Source organism: Microvirga sp. RSM25, assembly GCF_044784385.1.
GTDB classification, from domain to species: Bacteria; Pseudomonadota; Alphaproteobacteria; order Rhizobiales; family Beijerinckiaceae; genus Microvirga; species Microvirga tunisiensis.
Map to the genome: position 1 here is coordinate 4,575,591 of NZ_CP173039.1, position 24,917 is coordinate 4,600,507.

The 24,917-nt window shown below is 64.0% G+C and carries 21 protein-coding genes and 1 pseudogene; 5 read left to right on the forward strand and 17 right to left on the reverse strand.

Going from position 1 to position 24,917, the window contains the following annotated elements:
* Positions 1 to 30 precede the first annotated feature (30 nt).
* Positions 31 to 798, forward strand: coding sequence for an endonuclease III domain-containing protein (gene nth, locus ACD578_RS21755; protein ID WP_404288422.1), 768 nt, complete (start codon positions 31 to 33; stop codon positions 796 to 798).
* Positions 799 to 871: 73 nt separating this feature from the next.
* On the forward strand, positions 872 to 1,378 hold the full coding sequence (locus tag ACD578_RS21760; RefSeq protein ID WP_404288424.1) for a BA14K family protein: 507 nt from the start codon (positions 872 to 874) through the stop codon (positions 1,376 to 1,378).
* A 59-nt stretch (positions 1,379 to 1,437) separates the two neighbouring features.
* On the opposite strand, the gene ACD578_RS21765 is transcribed toward ACD578_RS21760, so the two are convergent.
* Both ACD578_RS21765 and ACD578_RS21770 read right to left on the reverse strand, forming a co-directional pair.
* Positions 1,438 to 1,788 carry a RidA family protein gene (locus tag ACD578_RS21765; protein WP_152710931.1) on the reverse strand — a complete coding sequence of 117 codons (351 nt, stop codon included), beginning with the start codon at positions 1,786 to 1,788 and terminating at the stop codon, positions 1,438 to 1,440.
* Between the two features lie 81 nt (positions 1,789 to 1,869).
* Positions 1,870 to 2,484 carry a pyridoxamine 5'-phosphate oxidase family protein gene (locus ACD578_RS21770; protein ID WP_404288426.1) on the reverse strand — a complete coding sequence of 205 codons (615 nt, stop codon included), beginning with the start codon at positions 2,482 to 2,484 and terminating at the stop codon, positions 1,870 to 1,872.
* Between the two features lie 113 nt (positions 2,485 to 2,597).
* Here ACD578_RS21770 and ACD578_RS21775 point away from each other — a divergent pair, with 113 nt between their 5' ends.
* Positions 2,598 to 4,319 (forward strand): adenylate/guanylate cyclase domain-containing protein, encoded by a 1,722-nt coding sequence (locus ACD578_RS21775; protein WP_404288428.1) that lies wholly within the window; start codon positions 2,598 to 2,600, stop codon positions 4,317 to 4,319.
* Positions 4,320 to 4,355: 36 nt separating this feature from the next.
* Positions 4,356 to 5,204 (forward strand): GyrI-like domain-containing protein, encoded by an 849-nt coding sequence (locus ACD578_RS21780; RefSeq protein ID WP_404288431.1) that lies wholly within the window; start codon positions 4,356 to 4,358, stop codon positions 5,202 to 5,204.
* A 72-nt stretch (positions 5,205 to 5,276) separates the two neighbouring features.
* Here ACD578_RS21780 and pnp read toward each other — a convergent pair whose 3' ends face one another.
* Both pnp and rpsO read right to left on the reverse strand, forming a co-directional pair.
* Complete coding sequence (gene pnp, locus ACD578_RS21785) at positions 5,277 to 7,451, reverse strand: polyribonucleotide nucleotidyltransferase (RefSeq protein WP_404288434.1); 2,175 nt, start codon at positions 7,449 to 7,451, stop codon at positions 5,277 to 5,279.
* Positions 7,452 to 7,764: 313 nt separating this feature from the next.
* Positions 7,765 to 8,034 carry a 30S ribosomal protein S15 gene (rpsO, locus tag ACD578_RS21790; RefSeq protein WP_152713968.1) on the reverse strand — a complete coding sequence of 90 codons (270 nt, stop codon included), beginning with the start codon at positions 8,032 to 8,034 and terminating at the stop codon, positions 7,765 to 7,767.
* A 297-nt stretch (positions 8,035 to 8,331) separates the two neighbouring features.
* Between rpsO and ACD578_RS21795 the strand changes: the two genes are divergently transcribed.
* Complete coding sequence (locus ACD578_RS21795) at positions 8,332 to 8,868, forward strand: ferritin-like domain-containing protein (RefSeq protein WP_404288437.1); 537 nt, start codon at positions 8,332 to 8,334, stop codon at positions 8,866 to 8,868.
* A gap of 136 nt (positions 8,869 to 9,004) precedes the next feature.
* Here the strand turns inward: ACD578_RS21795 and truB are convergent, their stop codons facing one another.
* The 13 genes and pseudogenes from truB to ybeY form a co-directional block, all read right to left on the reverse strand.
* The gene (gene truB / locus ACD578_RS21800) at positions 9,005 to 9,925 is read right to left on the reverse strand and encodes a tRNA pseudouridine(55) synthase TruB (protein WP_152713970.1); all 921 of its coding nucleotides are present in this window, start codon (positions 9,923 to 9,925) and stop codon (positions 9,005 to 9,007) included.
* 6 nt (positions 9,926 to 9,931) lie between these two features.
* Entirely contained in the window at positions 9,932 to 10,357 is a 426-nt protein-coding gene (rbfA, locus tag ACD578_RS21805; protein ID WP_404288440.1) for a 30S ribosome-binding factor RbfA, read from the reverse strand.
* 106 nt (positions 10,358 to 10,463) lie between these two features.
* Positions 10,464 to 13,349, reverse strand: a complete 2,886-nt coding sequence (gene infB, locus ACD578_RS21810) for a translation initiation factor IF-2 (protein WP_404288442.1) — start codon at positions 13,347 to 13,349, stop codon at positions 10,464 to 10,466.
* Positions 13,346 to 14,017 carry an RNA-binding protein gene (locus ACD578_RS21815; RefSeq protein WP_404288444.1) on the reverse strand — a complete coding sequence of 224 codons (672 nt, stop codon included), beginning with the start codon at positions 14,015 to 14,017 and terminating at the stop codon, positions 13,346 to 13,348. Before ACD578_RS21815 ends, infB begins: the two co-directional genes overlap by 4 nt.
* Before the next feature lie 31 nt (positions 14,018 to 14,048).
* On the reverse strand, positions 14,049 to 15,668 hold the full coding sequence (nusA, locus tag ACD578_RS21820) for a transcription termination factor NusA (RefSeq protein WP_152713973.1): 1,620 nt from the start codon (positions 15,666 to 15,668) through the stop codon (positions 14,049 to 14,051).
* Positions 15,669 to 15,680: 12 nt separating this feature from the next.
* Positions 15,681 to 16,307 (reverse strand): ribosome maturation factor RimP, encoded by a 627-nt coding sequence (rimP, locus tag ACD578_RS21825; RefSeq protein ID WP_404288446.1) that lies wholly within the window; start codon positions 16,305 to 16,307, stop codon positions 15,681 to 15,683.
* 142 nt (positions 16,308 to 16,449) lie between these two features.
* The gene (locus tag ACD578_RS21830) at positions 16,450 to 19,230 is read right to left on the reverse strand and encodes a hypothetical protein (protein ID WP_404288448.1); all 2,781 of its coding nucleotides are present in this window, start codon (positions 19,228 to 19,230) and stop codon (positions 16,450 to 16,452) included.
* 76 nt (positions 19,231 to 19,306) lie between these two features.
* A complete protein-coding gene (locus ACD578_RS21835) occupies positions 19,307 to 20,035 on the reverse strand; it encodes a tRNA (guanine(46)-N(7))-methyltransferase TrmB (RefSeq protein WP_404288450.1) in 729 nt (242 codons plus the stop codon).
* 17 nt (positions 20,036 to 20,052) lie between these two features.
* Positions 20,053 to 21,229: pseudogene (gene metK, locus ACD578_RS21840) on the reverse strand (methionine adenosyltransferase).
* A gap of 103 nt (positions 21,230 to 21,332) precedes the next feature.
* The gene (locus tag ACD578_RS21845) at positions 21,333 to 21,746 is read right to left on the reverse strand and encodes a helix-turn-helix domain-containing protein (protein ID WP_404288452.1); all 414 of its coding nucleotides are present in this window, start codon (positions 21,744 to 21,746) and stop codon (positions 21,333 to 21,335) included.
* A gap of 46 nt (positions 21,747 to 21,792) precedes the next feature.
* Positions 21,793 to 23,346, reverse strand: a complete 1,554-nt coding sequence (gene lnt / locus ACD578_RS21850; protein ID WP_404288454.1) for an apolipoprotein N-acyltransferase — start codon at positions 23,344 to 23,346, stop codon at positions 21,793 to 21,795.
* 50 nt (positions 23,347 to 23,396) lie between these two features.
* Positions 23,397 to 24,428 carry a hemolysin family protein gene (locus ACD578_RS21855; protein ID WP_404288456.1) on the reverse strand — a complete coding sequence of 344 codons (1,032 nt, stop codon included), beginning with the start codon at positions 24,426 to 24,428 and terminating at the stop codon, positions 23,397 to 23,399.
* Between the two features lie 20 nt (positions 24,429 to 24,448).
* Entirely contained in the window at positions 24,449 to 24,907 is a 459-nt protein-coding gene (ybeY, locus tag ACD578_RS21860) for an rRNA maturation RNase YbeY (protein WP_404293990.1), read from the reverse strand.
* Positions 24,908 to 24,917 lie beyond the last annotated feature (10 nt).

Sequence of the window (24,917 nt, forward strand, 5' to 3'; positions counted from 1 at the left end):
CCACTTTCCCGACTCGCGACTTGCATCGGGATGAATCCGGACCTGCAGGATCTGAAAGCGAAGGCGCTGATCATCCACCAGCGCCTCTGCGAGGTCTATGGCTGTCCCATTCCATATTTCCACTCCCTCGATCCTCTGAGCGAGCTGATCTCCTCGCTGCTGTCCCACCGCACACGCAACGCGGATTCGGGCCGCGCCTTCAAGGCGTTGCGAGCGCGCTACGGCGATTGGCGCGCCATGATGAACGCGCCGACGGAGGAGGTGGAGGAGACCATCCAGGGCGTGACATGGCCCGAGCAGAAGGCACCACGCCTGCAAGCGGCGCTTCGCGCCATCGAGGAGCGGCATGGCAGCCTCTCGCTCGATTTCCTTAGCGCCATGCCGGTCGCGGAGGCGAGGGCGTGGCTCGAGAGCATTCCGGGAATCGGCCCGAAGACGAGTGCTGCGGTGCTGTCGTTCTCGATGCTGCGGAAGGCGGCTCTGCCCGTCGACAGCCACCATCATCGGGTCGCGCAGCGCACCGGCCTCGTTCCGCAATCGGCGGCGGTCGGCCCGTCCCATGCGGCGCTCGCCGGCCTGCTGCCCGAGGACTGGAACGCGCAGCAGGTCTACGACCATCACGAGGTCATGATGCTGCACGGTCAGCGCTGCTGCTTCTTCAAGAGCCCGGCCTGCGGGCGCTGCGCCATTCTCGATCTCTGTCCGACGGGGCAAGGGCGGATGGAGGACAAGCGGGCCAGCATGAGGCTCGTCAACCCGGCTCAGGACCGTCAACCCTCACGTTCGCGCGAGAGATAGACCGAAATTCCTCAAAAACGGAACGACTTTTGGGTGTCCGGCGTTCGCATCCCAAGATTGGAGGAGTGATCCCATGCGTAAATTCTTCCTGGCTGTCGCAGCCACGGCTATGCTCGGCACTTTTGGCTTCGCCGCTCCGGCTTCGGCCGCCCAAACGCAGACCGCGCCGGTGAACGATCTGGTGGCAGCGATCCAGAACGGCACTGTGCAAGCCGAGTACGTGCAGCGCCGGGGTGGAGGGCGCCATGTCTCGCGCGGCGGCGCGTACCGCGGCTCTCGTCATGTCTATCGCGGCGGCCGTAACGTGTACCGCGGCAATCGCTATGTGAATCGCGGGTATTACGGGCGCCGGTATTATGGCGGCGGGCGCTATTACGGTTCCGGTTACAACTACGGCTCGGCCGCCGCAGCTGGTGCCATCGGCCTGGCGACCGGCGCCATCGTCGGCGGCGCCATCGCCCAATCGCAGGCCGCGCCGGCTTATGGCGGCAGCGCCTATTGCGCCCAGCGCTTCCGGTCCTACGATCCGGCTTCGGGTACTTATCTCGGCAATGACGGCCGTCGCCATCGCTGCCCATAAGAGCGCGGATGCATGAATGGACGAAGCGGGCCGATGAGGCCCGCTTCTTTTTGGAGAATTTACTTAGCCGCGATGACGGCGATCTCGACCTTGAAGGCGGGAGTGGCGAGCTTCGCCTCGACGGTGGCGCGGGCCGGGGTGTTGCCGGCCGATACCCAGGCATCCCACACGGCATTCATCTCTTGGAACGTGCCCATGTCGGTGAGCCAGATATTGGCCATCAGGATCTTCGACTTGTCGGTGCCGGCCTCAGCCAGCAGGCTGTCGATGATCGCGAGGATTTCCGTCGTCTGCTCGGTGACGCTTTGCCCGGCGCTCTGGTTGGCGACCTGGCCGGCGAGATAGACCGTGTTGCCGTGAACGACGGCGCCGCTCATCCGCGGGCCGGGCTTGATGCGTTGAATTGTCATGGGATGTCCTTGTGCCTTTTGCAGAACAAGTGGAACCTGCCTTTTCGGGGGCAGGGGACCTCAGGTCAAGCGCATCCTGCGTCAATAGAGGGTTGTCCGCTGCCTTTCCGGCAGTTCCTTGTCGTAAGCTTCGCCGCCCACCTGGTTGTTCGACAAGGCCGCGAGGATCTGGCCGGCGCTCGGCAATGAGCCGCGCGCCACATGCTTCTGCGGGTTCCACAGCTCCGACCGCAGGATCGCGCGGGCGCATTGGAAATACACCGCTTCGACCGTGATCGCGATCACCGATTTCGGCGCCTTGCGGTCGATGGCGAAGCTTTCGAGCAGATCGGGGTCAATCGAAATTGTGGCGTGGCCATTAACCCGCAGGGTCTCGCCGATGCCGGGAATCAGGAACAGCAGCGCCACGCTCGGATCGCGCACGATGTTGCGCAGGGAATCGATGCGGTTGTTGCCGCGCCGGTCCGGCAGCAACAGGGTTTTTTCGTCCCGCACGCGCACGAAACCCGGTCCATCGCCGCGCGGCGAGCAATCGAGCCCCTCCGGCCCCCGGGTGGCCAAGGCCACGAAGGGCGCGGCTTCGATGAAGGCGTGGTATTCGGGCACGACCCGATCCGTCTCCTTCAGCAGCGAGCCCTTGTTGACCTCGCCGTAAACGGCTTCAAGTTCGGAGAGGGTGGTGATTGTGGTCGACATGTCTCGAGGAGCCGGTGCAGGGAACGTGATTTGACAATCGACACCTTGGTGCAACTGCATAGCTGCCGGCAAGCCCGAAAGCCTTTGAGGCTGGTCCGATGTGAAAGACGCGTATGAATAGTTTTCAAGGCAAACCGGCACCTGAGGCAGCGGTCTCCGAGATCCACATTCGGACGCGCGAGATCCGCCTGGTCACGGGCCTCGTGCTTAGTGCCTTTCTCCTCAGCCATTTTTCCAACCATGCCCTCGGCCTTGTTTCGGTCGACGCGATGGAGGCCGGACGCGCCTGGTTCAACCGTCTGTGGCGAAACCCCATCGGCACCGTGATCCTGTACGGGTCGGTTCTCGTGCATTTCCTGCTGGCGCTGCTGGCGCTCTACCGGCGGCGGACCCTGCGCATGCCCTTTCGCGAGGCGGCGCAGCTGATCCTCGGCCTGAGCCTGCCGTTTCTCCTGATCGGCCACGTGGTCGGAACCCGGATCGAATGGGCCCTGACCGGGCACGATTCCGGCTATCCCGAAGTGGTTCGAAATCTCTGGATCCTCAATCCGGAAATCGGCGCCCGGCAAGCCGCTGCCCTCGTCATCGCCTGGCTGCACGGATGCCTTGGAATTTATTTCTGGCTGCGCCCGAAAACCTGGTTTCCGCGCTCCGGGCTGCTTCTCTACACGGGCGCCGTTCTCGTCCCGGTTCTCGCGCTGCTCGGCTTTGCGGAGGCCGGGAGGGAGATCGCCGAAGCACCGGAGCAGTTTACCCGGATTCCGGCTCCTCCCACCTCCGACATCCTGCCCATGTTCGGGCCTGGCCTCTATGCCGCCTTCGGAGGATTGATCGTGGCCACGCTGGCCGCCCGTTTTCTCCGCAGCGTGCCGCTATGGTCGCGGCGGGTGCGCGTCTTCTATCCCGGCGACCAGGTCGCCACCGTGCCGCTCGGCTTCAGCGTGCTGGAAGCAAGCCGCAGCGCCGGCATTCCGCACATCTCGGTCTGCGGCGGACGAGGACGCTGCTCCACCTGCCGGGTGAGGGTGCTCGATGGCCACCAGAGGCAACCGCCGCCGAGCGCGCAGGAGCGCGGTACGCTCGCGCGCATCAAGGCCGGTCCCCATGTGCGGCTCGCCTGCCAGTTCAGGCCGACCCACGACGTGTCGGTCGTGCCGATCCTGTCCACGGGGCGCAACGGCGTGACCTCCCTCGTGCGCAGCGGCAGGGCCCAGGGGCAGGAGCAGGAGATCGCGGTGCTGTTCTGCGATCTGCGCGGCTTCACAAGTCTTGCCGAACGGCGCCTGCCGTTCGACACGGTCTTCATCCTCAACCGCTATTTCGAGGCGGTGGGCGAGTCCGTCGAGGAAGCGGGCGGCTATATCGACAAGTTCATCGGTGACGGCGTGCTCGCCCTCTTCGGCCTCAAGGCCTCGCCGCAGCAGGCGGCCAAACAGGCGCTCGATGCCGCGCTCCGGATCAAGGCGGCGCTCGTGCATCTCAACGAGGAATACGAGAGCGAGTTCGAGCACCCGTTGAAGATCGCCATGGGGCTCCACGCCGGTCCCGCCATCGTCGGGCAGATGGGTTACGGCCAGGCCACGAGCCTGACCGCCGTGGGCGACACCATCAACGCCGCAAGCCGCCTCGAAGGGCTCGCCAAGGAACTCAACGTCGAACTCGTGATCTCCGAGGACCTCGCCTCCCGCGCCGGCCTCGACCTCTCCGACCGCGACCGCCAGATCGTCCAGATCCGCGGCCGAGCGGCGCCCCTGGGGAGTTGGATCATCCCGCAGGCGGATAGAACTCTCTCGCTGACACAAAAGAGCAGGATTTATCAAAGGCGCTCCGCTTAAGGTTGGTTCAACGACCTTGAAGACGGATGCCGGGCAATGGAACAAGCGACTTCTGAAAGCTATGCGAGCCGCCTCACGCGGGTATCCGCCTACATCCACGATCACCTGGACGAGGAACTCAGCCTCGACGTGCTCGCCAGAATCGCATGCCTCTCCCCCTATCACTGGCATCGGATCTACCACGCTCATTTCGGCGAAACGGTTGCGGCCACCGTCCGGCGCTTGCGATTGCAGCGCGCTGCCGCCGATCTCGCCTATACCGACAGGCCGATCCTGAAAGTGGCGGAGCGGGCCGGCTATGACAGCCAGGCGGCGTTTACGCGCGCCTTCTGTGCTGCCTTCGGCCTGCCTCCTGCCAGATATCGCGAGGTCGGCAGTCACTCCGTCTTCAAAGCCAGCACGCCACAAGGAGTCCATGTCATGTATGATGTCGGCATCACGACCATTGCGCCAAAGTCACTGATCGCCGTCGAGCATCGCGGTTCCTACATGGCTATCGGCAAGAGCTTCGACCTGCTCTTCACGACGCTCGCGCACCGCAACCTGATCAGGCCTGGCCTGCGCATGGTCGGCGTCTATCTCGACGATCCGACGAGTGTTCCCGAAGCCGAATTGATGTCGCAGGCCTGTGTCGTCGTGGATGAGCCCATGACTGTCGAAGCACCTCTTTTCAGCACGCACATTCAGGGCGGCGATCACGCAGTGCTGAAATATAAAGGTCCTTACGGGGACATGCGCGCGGCCTATGACTGGCTCTATGGCCAGTGGCTTCCCTCGTCGGGGTGTGACGCCGCCGATGCGCCGGTCTTCGAGCATTATCTCGACAGCCCGCGCGACACGCCGCCGACCGAGCTGCGGACGGACATCTACCTACCGCTGAAGTAAGGTCTTTCCTTCAGGCAAAGAAAAAGGCGCGGTTTCCGCCGCGCCTTTTTAGTTCTCAAGGAGGCTGGAGTCTTACTCCCCAGCAGCCTTCTGCTGATCGCGCTGGGTGCGTTCGGCGTCGCGCTCGGCCTTGAGCTGCTCGGTGATGTCTTCGCCAGTCTCCTGGTTGACGACCTTCATGGAGAGACGGACCTTGCCGCGCTCATCCATGCCGAGGAACTTCACCTTCACCTTGTCGCCCTCTTTCACCACATCGGTGACCTTGCCGACGCGGTTCTTGGCGAGCTCGGAGATGTGGACGAGGCCGTCGCGGGAACCGAAGAAGTTCACGAAGGCGCCGAATTCCATCACCTTCACGACCGTGCCCTCGTAGATCGTGTTGATCTCGGGCTCGGCCACGATGGAGCGGATCCAGTTGTAGGCCGCCTTGATCGACTTGCCGTCGGCCGACGCGATCTTGATGAGACCGTCGTCGTTGATGTCGATCTTCGCGCCGGTCTTCTCCACGATCTCGCGGATGACCTTGCCGCCCGAACCGATGACTTCGCGGATCTTGTCGACCGGGATCTGCATGGTCTCGATGCGCGGAGCATGCTCGCCGAGTTCGGCGCGCGGAGCGGTCAGAGCCTTGTTCATCTCGGCGAGAATGTGCGTGCGGCCGGCCTGAGCCTGCTCGAGCGCCACGCGCATGATCTCTTCCGTGATGCCGGCGATCTTGATGTCCATCTGGAGCGAGGTGATGCCCGCTTCCGTTCCGGCCACCTTGAAGTCCATGTCGCCGAGGTGATCCTCGTCGCCGAGAATGTCGGACAGGACCGCGAAGCGCTCACCTTCGAGGATGAGGCCCATGGCGATGCCCGCCACCGGACGGCGCAGCGGCACGCCTGCATCCATCAGCGCCAGCGAGGCGCCGCAGACGGAGGCCATGGAGGAGGAGCCGTTCGACTCGGTGATCTCCGACACGACGCGGATCGTGTAGGGGAAGTCGTGAGCCGCCGGCAGCATCGGGTGGATGGCGCGCCAGGCGAGCTTGCCGTGGCCGATCTCGCGGCGGCCGGGCGAGCCCATGCGGCCGGTCTCACCGACGGAGTAGGGCGGGAAGTTGTAGTGCAGCAGGAAGGTTTCCTTGCGGGTGCCTTCGAGCTGATCGATGAACTGCTCGTCCTCGCCGGTGCCGAGCGTGGTCACGACCAGGGCCTGGGTCTCGCCGCGGGTGAACACGGCCGAGCCGTGGGTGCGCGGCAGGATGCCGACTTCCGACTGGATCTGACGAACGGTCTTGAGATCGCGGCCGTCGATGCGGGAGCCGGTGTCGAGAATGTTCCAGCGCACGACCTTGGCCTGGACTTCCTTGAAGGCCGCCTTGACCTTCTCGGGATCGAACCTGGGCTCGCCGTCGGCGGGAAGAAGCTCGGCCATCACCTTCGCCTTCACGGCGTCGACGGCGGCATAGCGGTCCTGCTTCTTGGTGATCCTGTAGGCTTCGCGCAGGTCCTTCTCGGCGATGGCGAGAACGGCCTGCTCGACCTCGGACATGTCCGCGGGCTGGTAGTCGCGCGGCTCCTTGGCGGCCTTCTCGGCGAGGCGGATGATCGCCTCGATCACCGGCTGGAAGTGCTTGTGGCCGAACATCACGGCGCCGAGCATCACATCCTCGGCCAGTTCCTTCGCCTCGGATTCGACCATGAGCACGGCGTCGGCGGTGCCGGCGACCACGAGGTCGAGGGAGGTCTGATCCATTTCCTGAAGCGGCGGGTTCAGCTTGTACTGGCCGCCGATATAGCCGACGCGGGCTGCGCCCACGGGGCCCATGAAAGGCACACCGGACAGCGTCAGGGCCGCAGAGGCGGCCACCAGGCCGACGATGTCAGGATCGTTCTCGAGATCGTGCGAGAGCACGGTCACGACGACCTGGGTGTCGTTCTTGTAGCCCTCGACGAAGAGGGGGCGGATCGGACGGTCGATGAGGCGGGAGACGAGGGTCTCCTTCTCGGTCGGACGGCCTTCGCGCTTGAAATAGCCGCCCGGAATGCGGCCGGCCGCATAGGTGCGCTCCTGGTAGTTCACCGTGAGCGGGAAGAAATCGATGCCAGCCTTCGGCTCCTTGGCCGAAACGACGGTGGCGAGAACGGTGGTTTCACCGTAGGTGGCGACGACGGCGCCGTCGGCCTGGCGGGCCATCTTGCCCGTTTCGAGCACGAGCTTGCGCCCGGCCCAGATCAGTTCTTCGCGTTGAGTATCGAACATGGCGTGTCTTTCATGACAGCGGGGCGGGGGCTCGATGCCATGAGCAAGACGGCGAGAGGCTCGCGCCGACGGACAAGCCCGCCTCGTAAGCCTCTTGCGATCCTGCCATGGTCATCGTGTCTGCCGCCTCCTTAGAAAACACCGGGACGTGGATCGTCTTAACCAGTGCCAGAGCGAGGTGCTCGGACCTTGTCCGAGCGTCCGCTCCATTCGTGTTTGGGCATGATCTGGTCGAAAAAACGGAATGCACTTTTCGGACCATGCCCGGAGGCCGTCCGGAGCCGGGCTCCGGACGGACGTTTTCAGATCAAGCTTAGCGGCGGATGCCGAGCTTCTCGATCAGTGTGCGGTAGCGGCTCTCGTCTTTCTTCTTGAGATAGTCGAGAAGCGAACGGCGTGCCGACACCATCTTCAGGAGGCCACGACGGGAGTGGTTGTCCTTCGTGTGGCTCTTGAAGTGGCCGGTCAGGTTGTTGATACGCTCGGTCAGAATGGCGACCTGCACCTCAGGGGAGCCGGTATCGCCCGCCTTCTGGGCAAATTCCGTTACAAGCGTGTTCTTGCGCTCAGCCGTAATCGACATCGTGTGTCCTTTCAGGTTGGCTTTATAAGGAGACCTTGGCCTTCAGGGCTTCAGGTCCGGGGCATCCGCAAGGGCCGGGCCGGGATGTCGTCCAGCGCGGTCCGAACTCGGACGCGTCTTTCGAGGCATAGCCTTCGAAAAGATGGCGCACCATACATGAAATGCGCACAAGTGCCAGAGAAATCATTTTCTCCAAGCAGAGCAATAGGATGGCCTGTTTGGGACGGTCTCTGCTGGAACAAGTTTTTCAGGTCACGGTTGGTGAACCGAACACCCCCAATATAGGAAGCCCACCACATGGTTACCAACACAGCCGACCTGGCATCGTCCGAAACCGTCAAAAATATCTTCATCACTGGCGTTCAGAACGCCCATGCGCTCGAGAAGGAAGCGCTCCAGCTCATGCAGCGCCAGGTGGAGCGTTTTGAGAACTATCCGGAAATGTCGCAGATCCTGCGTACGCATATCGTGGAGACGGAAGGGCAGATCCGCCGCCTCGACGAGATCCTGCACAATTTCGGCGAGGACCGCTCGCTTCTGAAAGATATGGCCACCCAGTTCATGGCCAACATGGCGGCGGCCGGCCACATGCCGATGGCGGACGAGGTGATCAAGAACACCTTCGCCAACCATGCCTTCGAGAATTTCGAGATCGCCGCCTACACGTCGCTGATCGCCATGGCCGAGGCTTCCGGTCATCAGAGGTTCGTCCCGGCTCTCGAAGAAACCCTGCGCGAGGAGCAGAAAACCGCACAGCTGATCCGCGACCAGATCGTGCCGATCACGCAAAAATACCTGATGCGTGAGGCGCAGGGCCTGAAGGCGGACCGTTAAACCTGCGATCGCCTCCTGCCGTCATGGCCGCCTCCGGACTTGATCCGGGGACGGCCATTTTCGTTTCCGAAATGCTCTTCACTGTCGTTCCGGGCTCTCGCTGCCTTCACGCCGGAACGACAGCCGGACGGAGGAATCAGGCGCCCAGGTTGAACACCCGGTGCGGCACCAGCTCACCGCGCTCCACGTCGCCCACGGCAACGAGCACGCCGTTGCAGGTGGCGTAGACCTTGCCCGACAAGGGTGTCTCGCGGCCGCGTAGGATGATGGATTGGCCGCGCATCAGGCGGCCGGCCATGTCCCGGCTCACCGGAACCGAGGGAATTTCGCTCAAGGCGATCTCGACCGGGCGGAGCGCCGCCGGGTCGGTTGCGATATCATCCACGGTGACGGCATCGTGCTCGGTGAACGGGCCGACACGCGTGCGCCGCAGCGCCGCGATATGGCCGAGGCAGCCAAGCGCACGACCGAGATCGCGTGCGATGGCGCGTACGTAAGTGCCCTTGCCGCAATCGGCTTCGATGATCGAGCGGTCGCCCGCGTGGTGGATCAAGGCCAGCCGGTCGATTTCCACCGTGCGCGGCTGCAGTTCCACCACTTCGCCGTCGCGGGCGAGATCATAGGCGCGCTCGCCTTGAATCTTGATGGCGGAAAAACGTGGCGGCACCTGCTGCACCTTGCCGGTGAAGCGGGGCAGGAATGTCTCGATCTCCGCCGGACCAGGCAGCCTGTCCGTCCGCTCGACCACGTCGCCTTCCGTATCGTCCGTGGTGGTCTCCGCGCCCCAGGCCACGGTGAAGACGTAGGACTTGCGTCCGTCCATGACGAAGGGCACGGTCTTGGTCGCCTCGCCGAGCGCAATCGGCAGGATGCCGGAGGCGAGCGGATCGAGGGTGCCGGCATGACCCGCCTTCTTGGCCGACAGCCCGCGTTTCACCACCGCGACCGCGTGGGTCGACGTCATGCCAACGCCCTTGTCGAGGATGATCCAACCGTTGACGTCGCGCTTCTTCGGGCGGTCGCCATGCGGCCTCCGCTGCGGGCGTTCTTCGCTCATCGCTTCTTACTCGCTGTCGTCGTCGGGGGAGTCGGCTGCGGGCTTGACCGTGTCGCGGGCCACGCGCTCGGAGCGCAGCAGCGCGTCGATCCGGGCGGCCTCGTCGAAGCTCTCGTCGCGGCGGAAGCGCAGATCGGGCGCGAATTTCAGGTTCACCCGCCGGGCCACCTCCTGGCGCAGCAGCTTCCTGTTCTTGTCGAGTGCTTTTAGCACTGCCTCCTCGTCCCGGCCGCCGAGCGGCATGACGTAAGCGGTCGCGAGCTTCAGGTCCGGCGACATGCGCACTTCGGGGATCGTGATGACATTTCTCGTCAGCACGTCGTCTTGCAGATCGCCGCGGGAGAGAACCTCGGCCAACGCGTGGCGGATGAGCTCGGCCACGCGCTGCTGGCGCTGCGAGGGACCGGTGGTTTGTTCGAAACGTTTAGCCATTTTCACTTCTCCGGGATTGGACCGGACCGATCAAAAGGGATCATGGCCGGGAGTGACCCGGCCATGACGATTGAGGTGCGATTGTGGGACGAAGACGGAGGCTTTTTTACAGCGACCGCTTCACCTCTTCCACGCGGTAGCATTCGATCTGGTCGCCGGCGCGCATATCCTGATAGTTCTCGAAGGACATACCGCATTCCTGACCGGACGTGACCTCGCGGGCATCGTCCTTGAAGCGCTTGAGCTGCGAGAGCCTGCCTTCGTGGATCACAACGTTGTCGCGGATCAGGCGGACATGGGCGCCGCGCTGGACCACGCCGTCGAGGACGCGGCAGCCGGCGATCTTGCCGACCTTCGACACGTTGAACACCTCGAGGATCTGCGCCTCGCCGAGCCGCTCCTCGCGGAGCGTCGGAGCGAGCAGACCGGACATCGCCGCCTTCACGTCATCCACGAGGTCGTAGATGATGTTGTAGTAGCGGATCTCGATCCCGGCACGCTCGGCCGCCTCACGTGCTTCCTTGTGAGCGCGCACGTTGAAGGCGAGGATGATGGCGCCCGAGGCTTCCGCCAGGGTGACATCGGATTCCGAGATGCCGCCGACGCCGGCCTGAATGATGCGGGCGGCAACTTCCTCGTTGCCCACCTTCTCGAGCGCGCCGACGATGGCTTCCGCCGAACCCTGCACGTCCGCCCGGACCACGAGCGGGAATTCCTTGCGGCCCGCTCCGGCCTTGAGGTCGCGCATCATGTCGGCCAGCGTCCGTCCGGCCGAGCCCATGCGGGCCGCCTGACGCTCGCGCTTCTGACGGGTGCGGTACTCGGTGACCTCGCGGGCACGGGCCTCCGACTCGACCACCGCAACGCGGTCGCCGGCCTCAGGCGTGCCGTTGAAGCCCAGAACCTCGACGGGGACGGAGGGACCTGCCTCCTTCACGTTGGCGCCGAGATCGTTGATCAGAGCGCGAACGCGACCCCATTCGGCGCCGGCCACCACGATGTCACCGGTGTGGAGCGTGCCGCGCTGCACGAGCACGGTCGCCACCGGACCGCGACCACGATCGAGCTTCGCCTCGATGACGGTGCCTTCCGCCGACCGCTCGGCATTGGCCTTGAGCTCGAGGATTTCGGCCTGGAGCTGGAGACCTTCGAGCAGGGTCTCGAGACCCTCGCCGGTTTTGGCCGAGACTTCGAATTCGAGAGTCTCGCCGCCCATCGACTCGACGACGATGGAGTGCTGCAGCAATTCGGTCCGGACCCGTTGTGGGTTGGCGTCGGGCTTGTCCACCTTGTTGATCGCCACGATCAGCGGCACGCCGGCCGCCTGCGCGTGGTTGATCGCCTCGATGGTCTGCGGCATGACGCCGTCATCGGCCGCCACCACCAGGACGACGATATCCGTCACCTTGGCGCCGCGGGCGCGCATGGCCGTGAAGGCCGCGTGGCCAGGCGTGTCGATGAAGGTGATCTTGCCGCCGAGCGGCGAGGTCACCTGATAGGCGCCGATATGCTGCGTGATGCCGCCGGCTTCGCCGGAGACCACGTTGGTCTTGCGGATCGCATCGAGCAGCGAGGTCTTGCCGTGATCGACGTGGCCCATGATGGTCACGACCGGCGGACGGGTGACGAGGTTCTCGTCCGTGTCCGGCGTATCGAAGAGGCCTTCCTCGACGTCCGATTCCGCGACGCGCTTCACCGTATGACCGAACTCCTCAGCGACGAGCTGGGCGGTATCGGCATCGATCACGTCCGTGATCTTGTGCATCTCGCCCTGCTTCATCAGGAACTTGATCACGTCCACGGCGCGCTCCGACATGCGGTTGGCGAGCTCCTGGATGGTGATCGTCTCCGGAATCGTCACCTCGCGGGCGATCTTTTCCTTCTGTTCCACCTGGCGGTGGCCCATGAGACGCTGATTGCGGCGCCGGAAGGCGGCGAGCGAGCGGGTGCGCTCATCCTCTCCCGAGGTCGCATTGGCCAGGGTCAGGCGGCCGCGGCGCTTTTCTTCGCCGGGAGCGGTCTTGGGCGTCTTCGGCAGAGCCGCCGGCTTGGCTGCAACGCCGGGACGACGGATGGTGCGTGCACCCTCCTCGTCATCGGCCGCGACGGCGCGGGCGGCAACGGGCGGGGCCGTGCGGACGTTCGGCTTCGCCGTTTCCGGATCGGGCGCGACCGGCGCGGCAGGGCGTGCCATATGATTCAGGCTCGGCGGACGGCCACCCATGGTGCCGCCACCGCTGCGCGGGCCGCCAAAGCCGCCCTGACGGGGACCGTCGGAGCGAGGTCCGCCGGTGCGCGGGCCATCGAAACGGCCGGCAGGCCGGGGGCCATCCGAGCGCGGACGGTCGGAGCGAGGAGCATCGGAACGCGTGCCCGGTCCACGGCCGGCCGGAGCCGGTGCGGAAGCCTGGCGCGGGGCCTCTTCGCCCAGACGGCGGCGGGCTTCGTCCTCGGCGCGGCGCTTGCGCTCCTCGTCCTGACGGCGGCGTTCGTCTTCCTCGCGCTTGCGGGCTTCGGCCGCTTCACGCTCCTTGGCTTCCGCAACCTCACGCTCGGTGCGGCGGACAGCCTCTTCGGCCTGCTTCTTGCGGTCTTCCTCGTCACGGCGGCGCGCATCGACGAGCGCGTTCATGCGCGCATCGCGCTCCTGCTCGGAGAGCGTCTGCAGCACCATGCCGCCAGACCGGGGGGTGTTTGGCGCGCTGCGCTGCGGACGGCCGCCTTGAGCCGGGGCAGCCGGCTTCGGTGCCGGAGCGGCAGGCTTCGGCGCGCTCGCGGGCGCCGCAGCCTGTTGGGGTGCGGGCCTTTCATCTTTGGTCCCGCTGCCGTGGCCGACAGGAGGGCGACGCTTGACCGTCTCCACCACGACCGACTTGGACCGGCCATGGGAGAAGCTTTGGCGCACCACGCCCTGTTCGACGGGGCGCTTCAGAGAAAGCGTCTTGGACGACACATGGAGAGTCTTGTCGCCCTGGTTTTTCGTATCACTCATTCCGCCTCAGTTCCTGCGGGTTTCATAGTCGTGGGTTCGCCGGTCCCGTTTCCGAGGCCAGTTTGATCGGCGTCGATGCCGCGAAAGGAGCGGTAACGATGCCATCGGTTCAGAAAGCCGTCGCTCCCAGCGCCCGCGACGAGGGCAGCATGTATCACATGTGACCGGCCTAATGCCAAATCCAATTCGTCATTCGACAATTCTTGGATGACCGGAAAGCTAGATATTGCCTCGCCGAGGCGTTTTCGCAACTGGTTCGCCAATTTTCTTCGCCCATCTTCGGCCGCCTCTGCGGCATGAATAAGGGCAACGATGGGCTTATCCGTGATCGCCGACTCAACCTTGAAGAAGCCGGTGATCACCGCGCCCGCCTTGTTGGCAAGGGCCAAGCCCTGGCGAAGATCGTCCCGGAGAAGGCGTTCGATATCCTGGGCCAGGGTCTCCGGGGCCTTGGCTTCGGTTTTGAAGGCGCGGGAGAAGAGGCGACGTTTGGCCGCTTCTTCCACCAGATCGGACCGGGCCGTGACCCAGACGCCGCGACCCGGCAGCTTGTGTCTGAGATCGGGAACGACCTGATGGTCGGGCCCGAGGACAAAGCGGATCAGTCCCGCGGGGCCTTTGGCCTCGCGGGTGACGATGCAGGTGCGCTCCGGTTCGTGCCGCGGCACAGGTGCTGACCTCGCTTTGCCATTGCCGGACTTAGGACGGCTGAGCTTCGGTCTCGGCCTCTTCGGCCGATTCCTCAGTCTCAACGATCTCTTCCGGCTGCTCGATCCAGCCCGCTTTCACGCGAGCGGCCATGATCATGTTCTCCGCATCCGCACGGGAGATGTCGAAGCCGTCGAGCGCGCCCTTGTAGCGCGTCGCGTCGGCGCCGCGGCCTTCCGTCCAGCCGGCGAGATCGTCGGTGGCGCAGCCGGCCAGATCCTCGACATTCTTGATGTCGTTCTCGCCGAAGGCCACGAGCATGGCGGTGGTGACACCGTCGATCTCCTTCAGATCGTCGGCGACGCCCAGCTCCTTGCGGCGGGTCTCGTTCTCGGCCTCGATCCGGGCGAGATATTCCTGAGCGCGGCTCTGGATCTCGGCGGCGGTGTCCTCGTCGAAGCCCTCGATGGAGGCCACTTCGGCGGCGTCCACATAGGCGATTTCCTCGACGGAGCGGAAGCCTTCCGAAGCTAGGAGCTGGCCCACCACCTCGTCCACGTCGAGGGCGTTCATGAACAGCTCGGTGCGCTCGAGGAATTCCTTCTGGCGGCGCTCGGACTCTTCGGCCTCCGTGAGGATGTCGATGTCCCAGCCGGTGAGCTGCGAGGCCAGACGCACATTCTGGCCGCGGCGGCCGATGGCGAGCGAGAGCTGATCGTCGGGCACCACCACCTCGATGCGGTCGGCCTCCTCGTCGAGCACCACCTTGACCACTTCCGCGGGCTGGAGCGCGTTGACGATGAAGGTCGCCTGATCCGGGGACCAGGGAATGATGTCGATTTTCTCGCCCTGCAACTCGCCGACCACCGCCTGGACGCGGGAGCCGCGCATGCCGACGCAGGCGCCGACCGGGTCGATGGAGGAATCGCGTGAGATCACGGCAATCTTGGCGCGGGAGCCCGGATCGCGGGCGACCGCCTGCACGGAGACGATGCCGTCATAGATCTCCGGCACTTCGGAGGCGAAGAGCTTCGCCATGAACTGCGGATGGGTGCGCGACAGGAAGATCTGCGGCCCACGGGCCTCGCGGCGCACATCGAAGAGATAGGCGCGGATGCGGTCGCCCGGACGGAAGGTCTCGCGCGGAATGAGCTCGTCGCGGCGGATGATGGCCTCGCCACGGCCGAGATCGACGATCACGTTGCCGTATTCGACGCGTTTGACCGCCCCGTTCACGACATCGCCGATGCGATCCTTGTATTCCTGGTACTGGCGATCGCGCTCGGCGTCGCGCACCTTCTGCACGATCACCTGCTTGGCCGACTGGGCCGCGATGCGGCCGAAATCGAACGGCGGCAGGGTGTCGGCGATCACGTCGCCCACCTGGGCGGCCGGATTGTGGCGGGTACGGGCCTCGGCGAGGGTGATCTCGCGTGAGTCGTTTTCCACCGCGCCGTCGTCGACGACGAGAAGATGCCGGGCCAGGCGCAGCTCGCCGGTCTTCGGGTTGATCTCGGCATGGATGTCGGTTTCGGCGCCGTAGCGGGATCGGGCTGCCTTGGCGATGGCATCCGCCATGGCGTCGAGCACGATTTGCTTGTCGATCACCTTCTCGCGCGCGACCGCATCGGCGATCTGCAAGAGTTCCAGCCTGTTGGCACTGATAGCCATCGAGGTCGCTCCTTAATTCGGTTTCGTCTTATCGGATGGGCCGCGCGGCTCGGGCGCTTCCACCACATCCGTATCTTCATCGAGCTCGTCCGTGGTCGGCGCCGTTCCCCGGCGCAGCGATTCACGGATCAGATCGTCGGTCATAACGAGGTGCGCCTCGCCCAGATCCGTCAGAGGCAGATGCGCGATGGGCTCGAGGCCCTCCTTCACATCAGGCAACTCGACAACCAGCTTCCCGTTCTCCACGCCCCGAAGAAAGCCCCGGAAACGCTTGCGGCCTGCCAGTGGCACGGCCATCTCGATCTTCGCGTCGTAGCCTGTCCAGCGTTCGAAATCGCTGACGCGCACGAGGGGACGGTCGATCCCCGGCGAGGAAATTTCCAGATAATAAGCCTGCGGAATCGGATCCTCGAGGTCGAGAACCGGCGAAATCGCCCGGCTCACGGTCTCGCAATCGGTCACCGACATGGTGCCGTCCGGCCTCTCGGCCATGATCTGCACGGTGCATCCATTCGTGCCGGTGACCTGCACCCGCACGAGGTTGAAGCCCAGATCCTCGATCACAGGCTCGACAATGGCCGCCACCCGGGCGGCGACGCCGTTCTCCGTAATCAGCCGCTTGTCGCGTTCGTTCGTCATGGCTCTCCGCACGCTCTGGCATTCAAGCAATAAAAAAGAGCGGACCCGGCGGGGTCCACCCTTGACCAGCAGCTTAACGCTGCAACCAGAGCTGACAGGGCCAAAAATAACCTTTCGACCCGTCAGATGCAAGTCTTTTCCATCAAACGATCAGGAAGTCCTTTTCCGAGATCGCGCGCAGATTCTTTTGCAGGATTGCGATCTGAGCAGCAGCGAGCCTGCCCGAGCCGTCAGAATCGTAGAGGATCGAGCCGGTCTTGTCATTGTAGATGATCCTGTCGGATCCGTCGTGCGCCCTCGCTCCGATCCAGAAGGCATCCTTCGATAGATCCCCCTTGCGGCCGATAGTGGAGAAAACCGATCTGGCCAGGGATATCGTATCGTCAACAGGTCTGAAGTCCTTGATCGTATCCACGTTGCTTCGGTCGGGCTTCGTATCGAATGCGAAGACGTCCTTACCCCGCCCACCGGTAAATGTGTCGCGGCCGAGCTTGCCGTAGAACGTGTCGTTCCCCCGTCCGCCGACAGCCACGTCATTGTGACTCGTGCCAATCACGACCTCCTTGGCAACATCCTGCACCCCGATCGTGAAGGTCTGATCGAGGAACAACCCGTGCTTGTCGGTCGCGCGGACGACGACCTGATGCGATTTCGCCTGTTCGTAGTCCAGCTTGACGCCTTCCTTGACGATCAGCCTGCCGCCCTCCAGGGCAAAGCGGCCGCCCGCGTCGTTCAGGAGCTGGAAGGAGACGGCGTCGCCCGTGTTGGAATCGGTCGCCGTGAGCGTACCGATGACCGAGCCATCGGCGGCCACTTCCTTGATCGAGGCATTGCTCAGCTGGATCGCGCTCGGCTTGATTGCGGCTTCGACAAAGACCGATACTTCCGCCACATGGGAGGTGATATCGTCGACCCTGACCTTGATCTCCCGCTGGCCGTTGAAATGATCGGATGTGTTGCGATAGGTGATCGCCCGCAGCACTTCCTGCGCGAGTTCAGGCGTCGCGCTCGAATTGAAGGATATGTCGAGCCGGGGCGAGCCGGCAGACGCGAGCAGCACGAAGCCGATATCGACGCCATCGACCGAGATCCGATCAAACCCGTCGACCTGGGTGAGGCTGATGCGCCCGCCCGGCGCAAGGGCGATCTTGTCGAACGCGGTACCGTCGACGACGCTCACCGAGAGGGTGCTCAGGCGCCCGTCCTCGTCACTGAGCGTGGCGTTGCGACCGGCATCGATGAAGATCGGGGCCGCGCCTGTTCCGACGGTCCGGTCTCCGCCTAGACCGTTCAGGACAGGCGCTCGATTGCTGTAAGTGCCGCTCGCATCGGAGATCGTCTCGATATGATGCTGGAAGAGCAGCGCCCGCTCGGCCTCCGTGAAGGTCTGCCCGGAAAGGATGACGTGATCGCGGGCACTGGCTAAGCCGTCCAGGAGGACGGCAATGGCCTTGTCGTCCACCTTGACGATGGCCTCGTCGGTCAGGAGCTTGATTCCCTCGATGCTCGTGAGCGTCTTGCCGCGCAGGTCGATCAGATCGCCGAGGATCGCGATCGAATCGTGAACCGATGTCTCGCCGTCGTCGGGGCCGCCGTCGATGGTCGTGACATCCTTCAGGTGGGCGGCATCGAGCTTGATGTCATCGTTCTGGGAGGTTCCTTTGATGATCTCGACCCCGGAGAATCCGGCTAAAGGGGTCAGATCGAAGGCATTGGTGACCTCGGGACCGAGGAGGCGAGCAGGCGAGGTCGGGTTGAAGGCGCCGCCGCCGACAAGAGCCAAGGTGTCGACGCCGCCGCCGCCCAACACGACGTCGCCCGCTCCCACGCCTGCCGCATCGGTGGCGAAGGTGTCATCATCCGCTGTGCCGATCAGCAGATCAGCCTCTCGGTCGGGGGTGGAGGGATCGCCATCGGGCGTGAGGAATTGAACATTCTCGCCGCCCGCCGATACGGTCAGGTTGGCAAGGACCGTCCGTCCACCCTCATCCGACAGGGACAGCGAAAGGATGGACGTCTTGACGAGACTGCGATCGGGATCGCGATTGACGTAAGCGAGCGCGTGAACGAGGGCCTCGACAGACCCGGACGTGGCATCGTTGGTGAAGGTGATCTCCAAGGTGGTATCCGTGCGGTCCAGGGTTCCGATGACAGTTCCGTCATAGAGGATCGTGGCGCCCGCATCGGTCCCGTCCGGAAGAGAGATTTTGCCCTGCGCGACGATGTCGATCCATGCGCTCGGATCGAATTCATCCATGCCGACTGTCAAGGATTTGAATGCGTCGTCGGACGGTCCGACGATGGCGTCGGACCGCCAATCGAGAAAGGCTTTGGCGTTCGAGGTGTAGACCTTGTCCTGGTTGAGATTGCTCAGGCGAGGAGCCTCGTTCGTGGACGCTCCCGTCTCGTCGATGATCGTATCGACGCCCTGGCGGTGGAGCTGCTCCCGTTCCGCGTCGGTAAACGATCTGCCAACGAGCGTGAGCGTGTCGTTTTGGCTCCTGGTGGCCCAAACCAGCAGCGCCGTCGCCTTGTCGGTGAAAGTGGCCGCAAATCCTTTCGAGGTGACCTCGAGGCGCGAAAAGCCGGAGACGGTCGTCTGGCTGAAATCGAAGGCCTTGCTGATATTGCCGCTCAGTTGCAGCACGTCCGTGCCGCCGGCGCCTTCCAGGCTCGTCAGTCCGGCAAGAGACGAGGGGGCGAGAAGGATGGTATCGTCCTCGGTCGAGCCGCGGACGATTTCAATGCTCGACAGGACGGCGCTCGACAGATCGAAGTTTCCGCCTCCGATCAATTCCACCGTGTCGGTGCCGCCAAGTCCGTCAAAGGTGGCTTCGAACAACTCCTCCGCGGTGACGGTGAAGACGTCGTCACCGTCGGTTCCGCCTTGAAGCAGGGTGTCAAGGCGCGCAGCCGGGGTCATCGCGAAATCCTCCTTGGATTTGATACGAGATATCGTAACTTATATCCGAAAGAGGAAAGTCAATGGCAGCGCCGCGTCAGACCCGCGCGAAGGTGAGATAGCTGGGCACCCGGCCTTCGCGGATCGCCTTGGCCTCGTACCGCGTGCCTGGCCAGCCCTCGTACGGCTTGCGCCAATCGTCGGCGCGGGTGGCGGTCCAGCGGAAATGCGGGGACCGCAAGGCTCGGGCGAGCACCCAGCCGATGTAATCGTCGATGTCGCTGGCAAAGCGCAGCTCGGCGCCGGGCTTCATCACGCGGGCGAGCACATCGATGGTCTCGTCCGACACGAGGCGGCGCTTTCGCTGCCGCCGCTTCGGCCAGGGATCGGGATAGAGGATATAGACCCGGTCGAAGCAGGCGTCGGGCAGGGTCGGCAGCAGGTCGGTGACGTCGTCGTCCCAGACACGGACGTTGTCGAGGTGCTCGTGCTCGACCACGGCCAAGAGCTTCGCCATGCCGTTCACGAAGGGTTCGCACCCGATGAAGTTGACGTCGCGACGGGTACGGGCCTGGGCGGCGAGATGCTCGCCGCCGCCGAACCCGATTTCGAGCCAGGTTTCCCGTTCCTGAGAGCTGGGAAACTGGCTGGAAGGTGCGCTGCCCGGAATCACGCGGATCGCGGGCAGCAGATTCTGAACCAGTTCGTCCTGGCCGGCGCGAAGCTTCTTGCCTTTCCGGCGCCCGAAGAAGGCGCCGGCCCGTTCCGATGCTTCGCTCATGAGCCGATATCTTTGAACATGATCTTGCCGGAAACCGGATTCCATTTTTCCGGATTGTGCCCTTAGCGGAAAGCGGCCTTGAGGCGATCGGCGAGATCCGTGCGCTCCCAGGAGAACCCCCGTCGGCGTCGGGCTTGCGGCCGAAATGACCATAGGCCGAGGTGCGGGCATAGATCGGCCGGTTGAGGCCGAGATGCGTGCGGATGCCGCGGGGCGAGAGGTCCATGGCGTCCGTGAGGACGGCCTCGAGCTTGCCCTCGTCCACCTTGCCGGTGCCGTGGAGATCCACATAGATCGACAGGGGCTTGGCCACGCCGATGGCATAGGAAAGCTGCAGGGTGCAGTTCTCGGCGAGACCCGCCGCCACCACGTTCTTGGCGAGGTAGCGCGCGGCGTACGCGGCCGAGCGGTCCACCTTGGTCGGATCCTTGCCGGAGAAGGCACCGCCGCCGTGGGGGCCGCGCCGCCATAGGTGTCGACGATGATCTTGCGACCGGTGAGGCCGCAATCGCCATCGGGACCGCCGATCACGAATTTGCCCGTGGGATTCACGTGCCAGATGGTCTGGGCCGAGATCCAGCCCTCCGGCAGGGTCTGGCGGATGTAAGGCTCGACGATGGCGCGCACGTCCTCGGAGGAGAGGTTCTCGTCTAGGTGCTGGGTCGACAGAACGATCTGGGTCGCTGCGACGGGCTTGCCGTTCTCGTAGCGCACCGTGACCTGGCTCTTGGCGTCCGGACCGAGCTTGGCCGCATCGCCGACCTTGCCTTTGCGGGCAGCGGTCAGGTTCTCGAGGATCTTGTGGGCGTAGTAGATCGGTGCCGGCATCAGCTCGGGCGTCTCGTTGCAGGCATAGCCGAACATGATGCCCTGGTCGCCCGCGCCTTCGTCCTTGCTGCCGGCAGCATCGACGCCCTGGGCGATATGCGCCGACTGAGCATGGAGGTAGACCGAAACGTCGGCGTTCTTCCAGTGGAAGCCTTGCTGCTCGTAGCCGATGTCCTTGATCGCATCGCGGGCGAGCTGGATCACCGTGTCCTTGGTGATGGAGGCGGGGCCGCGCACCTCGCCGGCGATGACGACGCGGTTGGTGGTGGCAAGCGTCTCGCAGGCCACGCGGGCTTCGGGCTCAGCGCCCAGGTAAGCGTCGACGATGGCATCGGAGATCCGGTCGCAGACCTTGTCCGGATGGCCTTCGGAGACCGACTCGCTCGTGAAAAGATAGCTCGAACGCCGCACGATGGAATTCCTTCGGCAATAAAGATCGCCGCCCGCAACGATCCGCGGGCTCTAAAGCATGCTCATGCCGCAGGCTGAAAGAAAGGTCAAGCGAACGTGTTCTTTATGACGAACGCTCTACCTCTTCCTGGGTGGCGAGTGCGCTCACGAGCTGAACGATGCTTTTGCGAACCTTCGGGCTTTTGATGCTCGCAAAAGTCCGGACGAGGTGAAGTCCTTCAGGGGTCGACATCATGTCAGCGACATAAGGAGGTGCGCCGCTTTCGGCGAAACCTGCCTCAGCCTTGCCGGCTTTGATCCCATCGAAGAAGAAACCGATCTCGACATTGAGGATCTTGGCGATTTCAACGAGACGGGCAACACTGATTCGGTTCATGCCCTTTTCGTATTTTTGAACCTGCTGGAAGGTCAGCCCAAGCATATCGCCAAGTTTTTCTTGGCTCATTCCGATAGAAACACGGCGCATACGCACTCTGCTTCCGATTTCCTTATCGATAGAGCCCGTCGATTTCTTCATTATGGCCTGTCCCCGTGCCGAAACCCACGCAACGCCAAGGCAATATTTACTTAAGGAGAGGGATTTGGCGCCTGCGACGTGCAATCAAGATGATTAAGCAGATCGCAAGCGTGGCCGTCAAAGAAAACCTGCTCCACTTCCTATAAAGAGTAACGGGTTCGGCAACTGGAAGAGAAGTGTCGATAATGCCTTCAACTGCTAGTGGAAGAGCATCCACGCTTCGGCCGAAAGGGTCGACGACGGCTGAGATTCCCGTATTGGCTGCCCTAATCATTGGCAGCCCTTCCTCAATAGCCCGCAGCCGGGCTTGAGCGAAGTGCTGGTAAGGCCCCGGCGTCTGCCCGAACCACGCGTCATTGGTCACATTGAGGATCAGGTCGGGGCGTGGACCTTCGGCCAGGATTTCACCGGGAAAGATGGCCTCGTAGCAGATGGTCGCAGCGACCGGAGGCAGACCCGGAATGGACAAGCTGGCGCGCTTTTCGCTCGGCTCGAATCCACCCGGAATATGCACGAACTGACGGAGCCCAGCCGCCCGGATCAAGGTGTCGAGGAATTTCGGCACGTATTCGCCGAAAGGCACCAGATGGACCTTGTCATAGGCACCAAGGATTGTGCCCTTTTCGTCGATTACCTGAATGGCATTGTAGAACTTGCCAACCGCCTCGCCCGGCAAGGGGGCATCCATGCGGGCCGCGCCCGTGATGAGCACCGAGCCCGGTCCGAGCAGTGTCGCGATCTGCGCGAGCGAGCCGGCATCGCGGTGAAGCAGGAAAGGAAAGGCCGATTCCGGCCAGATGATGTGCGTTGGTGTCGCAGCGCTGCCGTCCCGGCCCGGGCGCGCGCTCAAGGTCAGGTAGCGCCGCATGATGGCGTCCCGGTTGCGCGGGTTGAACTTGGCGTCCTGAGGCAGGTTGGGCTGCATAATGCGCAAGCGCACGTTGTCGACGATCGGTGAGGCATCCGACGGGACGCGCCAGAAGCCGAAGGCTGCAAGACCAACGAGGAGACCCGCCGCGATGCCCGGTGCCGTCCAGCGGGCACGTGCCGTCCTTCCCGTGATAAGGACAGCGGGCGCAGCGCCAATCGCGAGGCTCAGGAAGGTCAAGCCGTAGAGACCCACCAGTGAGGCCGTCTGCATCAGCCAGATGTTCTGGCCGAGCGCCAGCCCAAGATTGTTCCAGGGAAAGCCGGTGAAGAGGTGGCCCCGCAGCCATTCACTCACCGTCAGGCCGAAGGCGAAGGCCAGGATCCGCCAGGCATCGGGCAGCCAGAACAGGCGGGCGAGAGCGAAGCCGAGGGCGGGAAAGAAGGCGAGCAGGGCGGGCAGGCCCAGCACTCCGAACGGCATGGCCCAGGCGAACTGGTCCGCTTCCACGAGAAAGGCCGCGCCAAGCCACCAGAGCCCGGCGACGAAATAGCCGAAGCCCCAGAACCAGCCGAGGACGGCGGCGGATTTGAACGGAGCCCATCGCGAGGGCTCGTCCTTGACGGTGCCGTCCAGGAGCAAGACCGCAGGAGCAAGGGAGAGAACGAGAGCAGGCAGAAAGCCGAAAGGCGGCATGGCCAGGGCGCCGACGGCCCCGGCTGCAAAGGCCATCAGCCATCGGCGCCATCCTCGAGCGAGGATAGCGCGATCAGCCAGCCGCATCATTCTGCGGCAGCGCTTTCAGGTCGCGGGGCGTTCGCCTGGCCTTCTCCGGCCCCGGTCTCGGGTGCGAATGTGCGGCGATGGACACGCAGGCGCTTCACGCGCCGTGGATCGGCGTCCAGAACCTCGAATTCCAGGCCCGAGGGTCCCTCGATCACCTCGCTCCGGGATGGAACGCGGCCGGCAAGCGTCACGATGAAGCCGCCGATCGTGTCGATGTCCTCGGCGCCTTCCTCCTCGGTGAGGTCGAGCCCGAGCACTTCCTTGACCTCATCGAGGCTGGCGCGCGCATCGGCGATATAGGTGCCGTCGGCGGCCGCCACTATGGTGAGGGTGGCATCCTCATCGTGCTCGTCCTCGATGTCGCCCACCACCATTTCGACCAGATCCTCGATGGACACGAGGCCGTCGGTGCCACCGTACTCGTCGATCACGAGGGCCATGTGCGTGCGGGTGGCCTGCATGCGCACCAGAAGGTCGATGGCCGGCATGGAACGCGGCACGAACAGGACCGGGCGCAGGATGTTGGCGGAGGACAGCGCCATCGACAGGTCGATCTGACCGAGGCTCGGCAGGGGTGTCTCATCGCCCGACCCCGCTTCCGAGGCGCCGCCATCGGCGCGCATAGCGATGAAATCGAGGAAGTCGCGGATATGGACCATGCCCTTGGGGTCGTCCAGGGTCTCGCCATAGACCGGCAGGCGGGAATGGCCGGCCGTGCGGAACAGGCTGAGCAGCTCGCCGAGATTGGTGTCGGCCGCGACCGCCACTATGTCGGCACGAGGCACCATCACGTCCTCCACGCGGATCCGGTGGAAGGAGAGCACGTTCTTGAGCATCGCCCGCTCCTGGGGCGAAAAGTCGGTGTCCTCGACGGTCTCTGCGAGGACGTCCTCAAGATCGTGGCGGATGGATTCGCGGGGTTTCAGGCCGAGACGGGTCAGAACCCGGTCGTACCAGTGGTCGCGTGTGTCGTCTGTCTCGGTGAGCGTTCGGACAGGTCGGTCGCTACGACTTCGATCTTCGTTCATTGCTTTGGGTTGTCAGCCGTTCATGCTGCCATATCGCGATAGGGATCGGCGATGCCAAGGGTGGCGAGCGCCTTTACCTCAAGACCTTCCATGATTTCCGCTTCCGCTTCGACCTCGTGGTCGTAGCCGAGAAGATGCAGAACTCCATGGATTATCAAATGAGCAAAATGATGCGCGAGCTCCTTGGATTCCTCCTCGGATTCGCGCACCAGGGTTTCGTAAGCTAAAGCAATATCGCCCAAATGGCGAGGGCCTGTCGCACCGGGTTGCTCGGGCGCCGGGAAGGAGAGCACGTTGGTGGGCTTGTCCTTAGCGCGCCACGTGCGGTTCAACTCCTGGATCTGGGCATCGTCCGTGAGCATGACGCTCGCCTCGTAATCGCCGTCCGCTTCGTAGGTCACGGCGAGCGCGGCCTGAGCAGCCTTCTGGGCCAGGGCTTCTGCGTCCTCGAGACGGCCCCAGTCGCCCGCCTCGATCATGATATCGAGC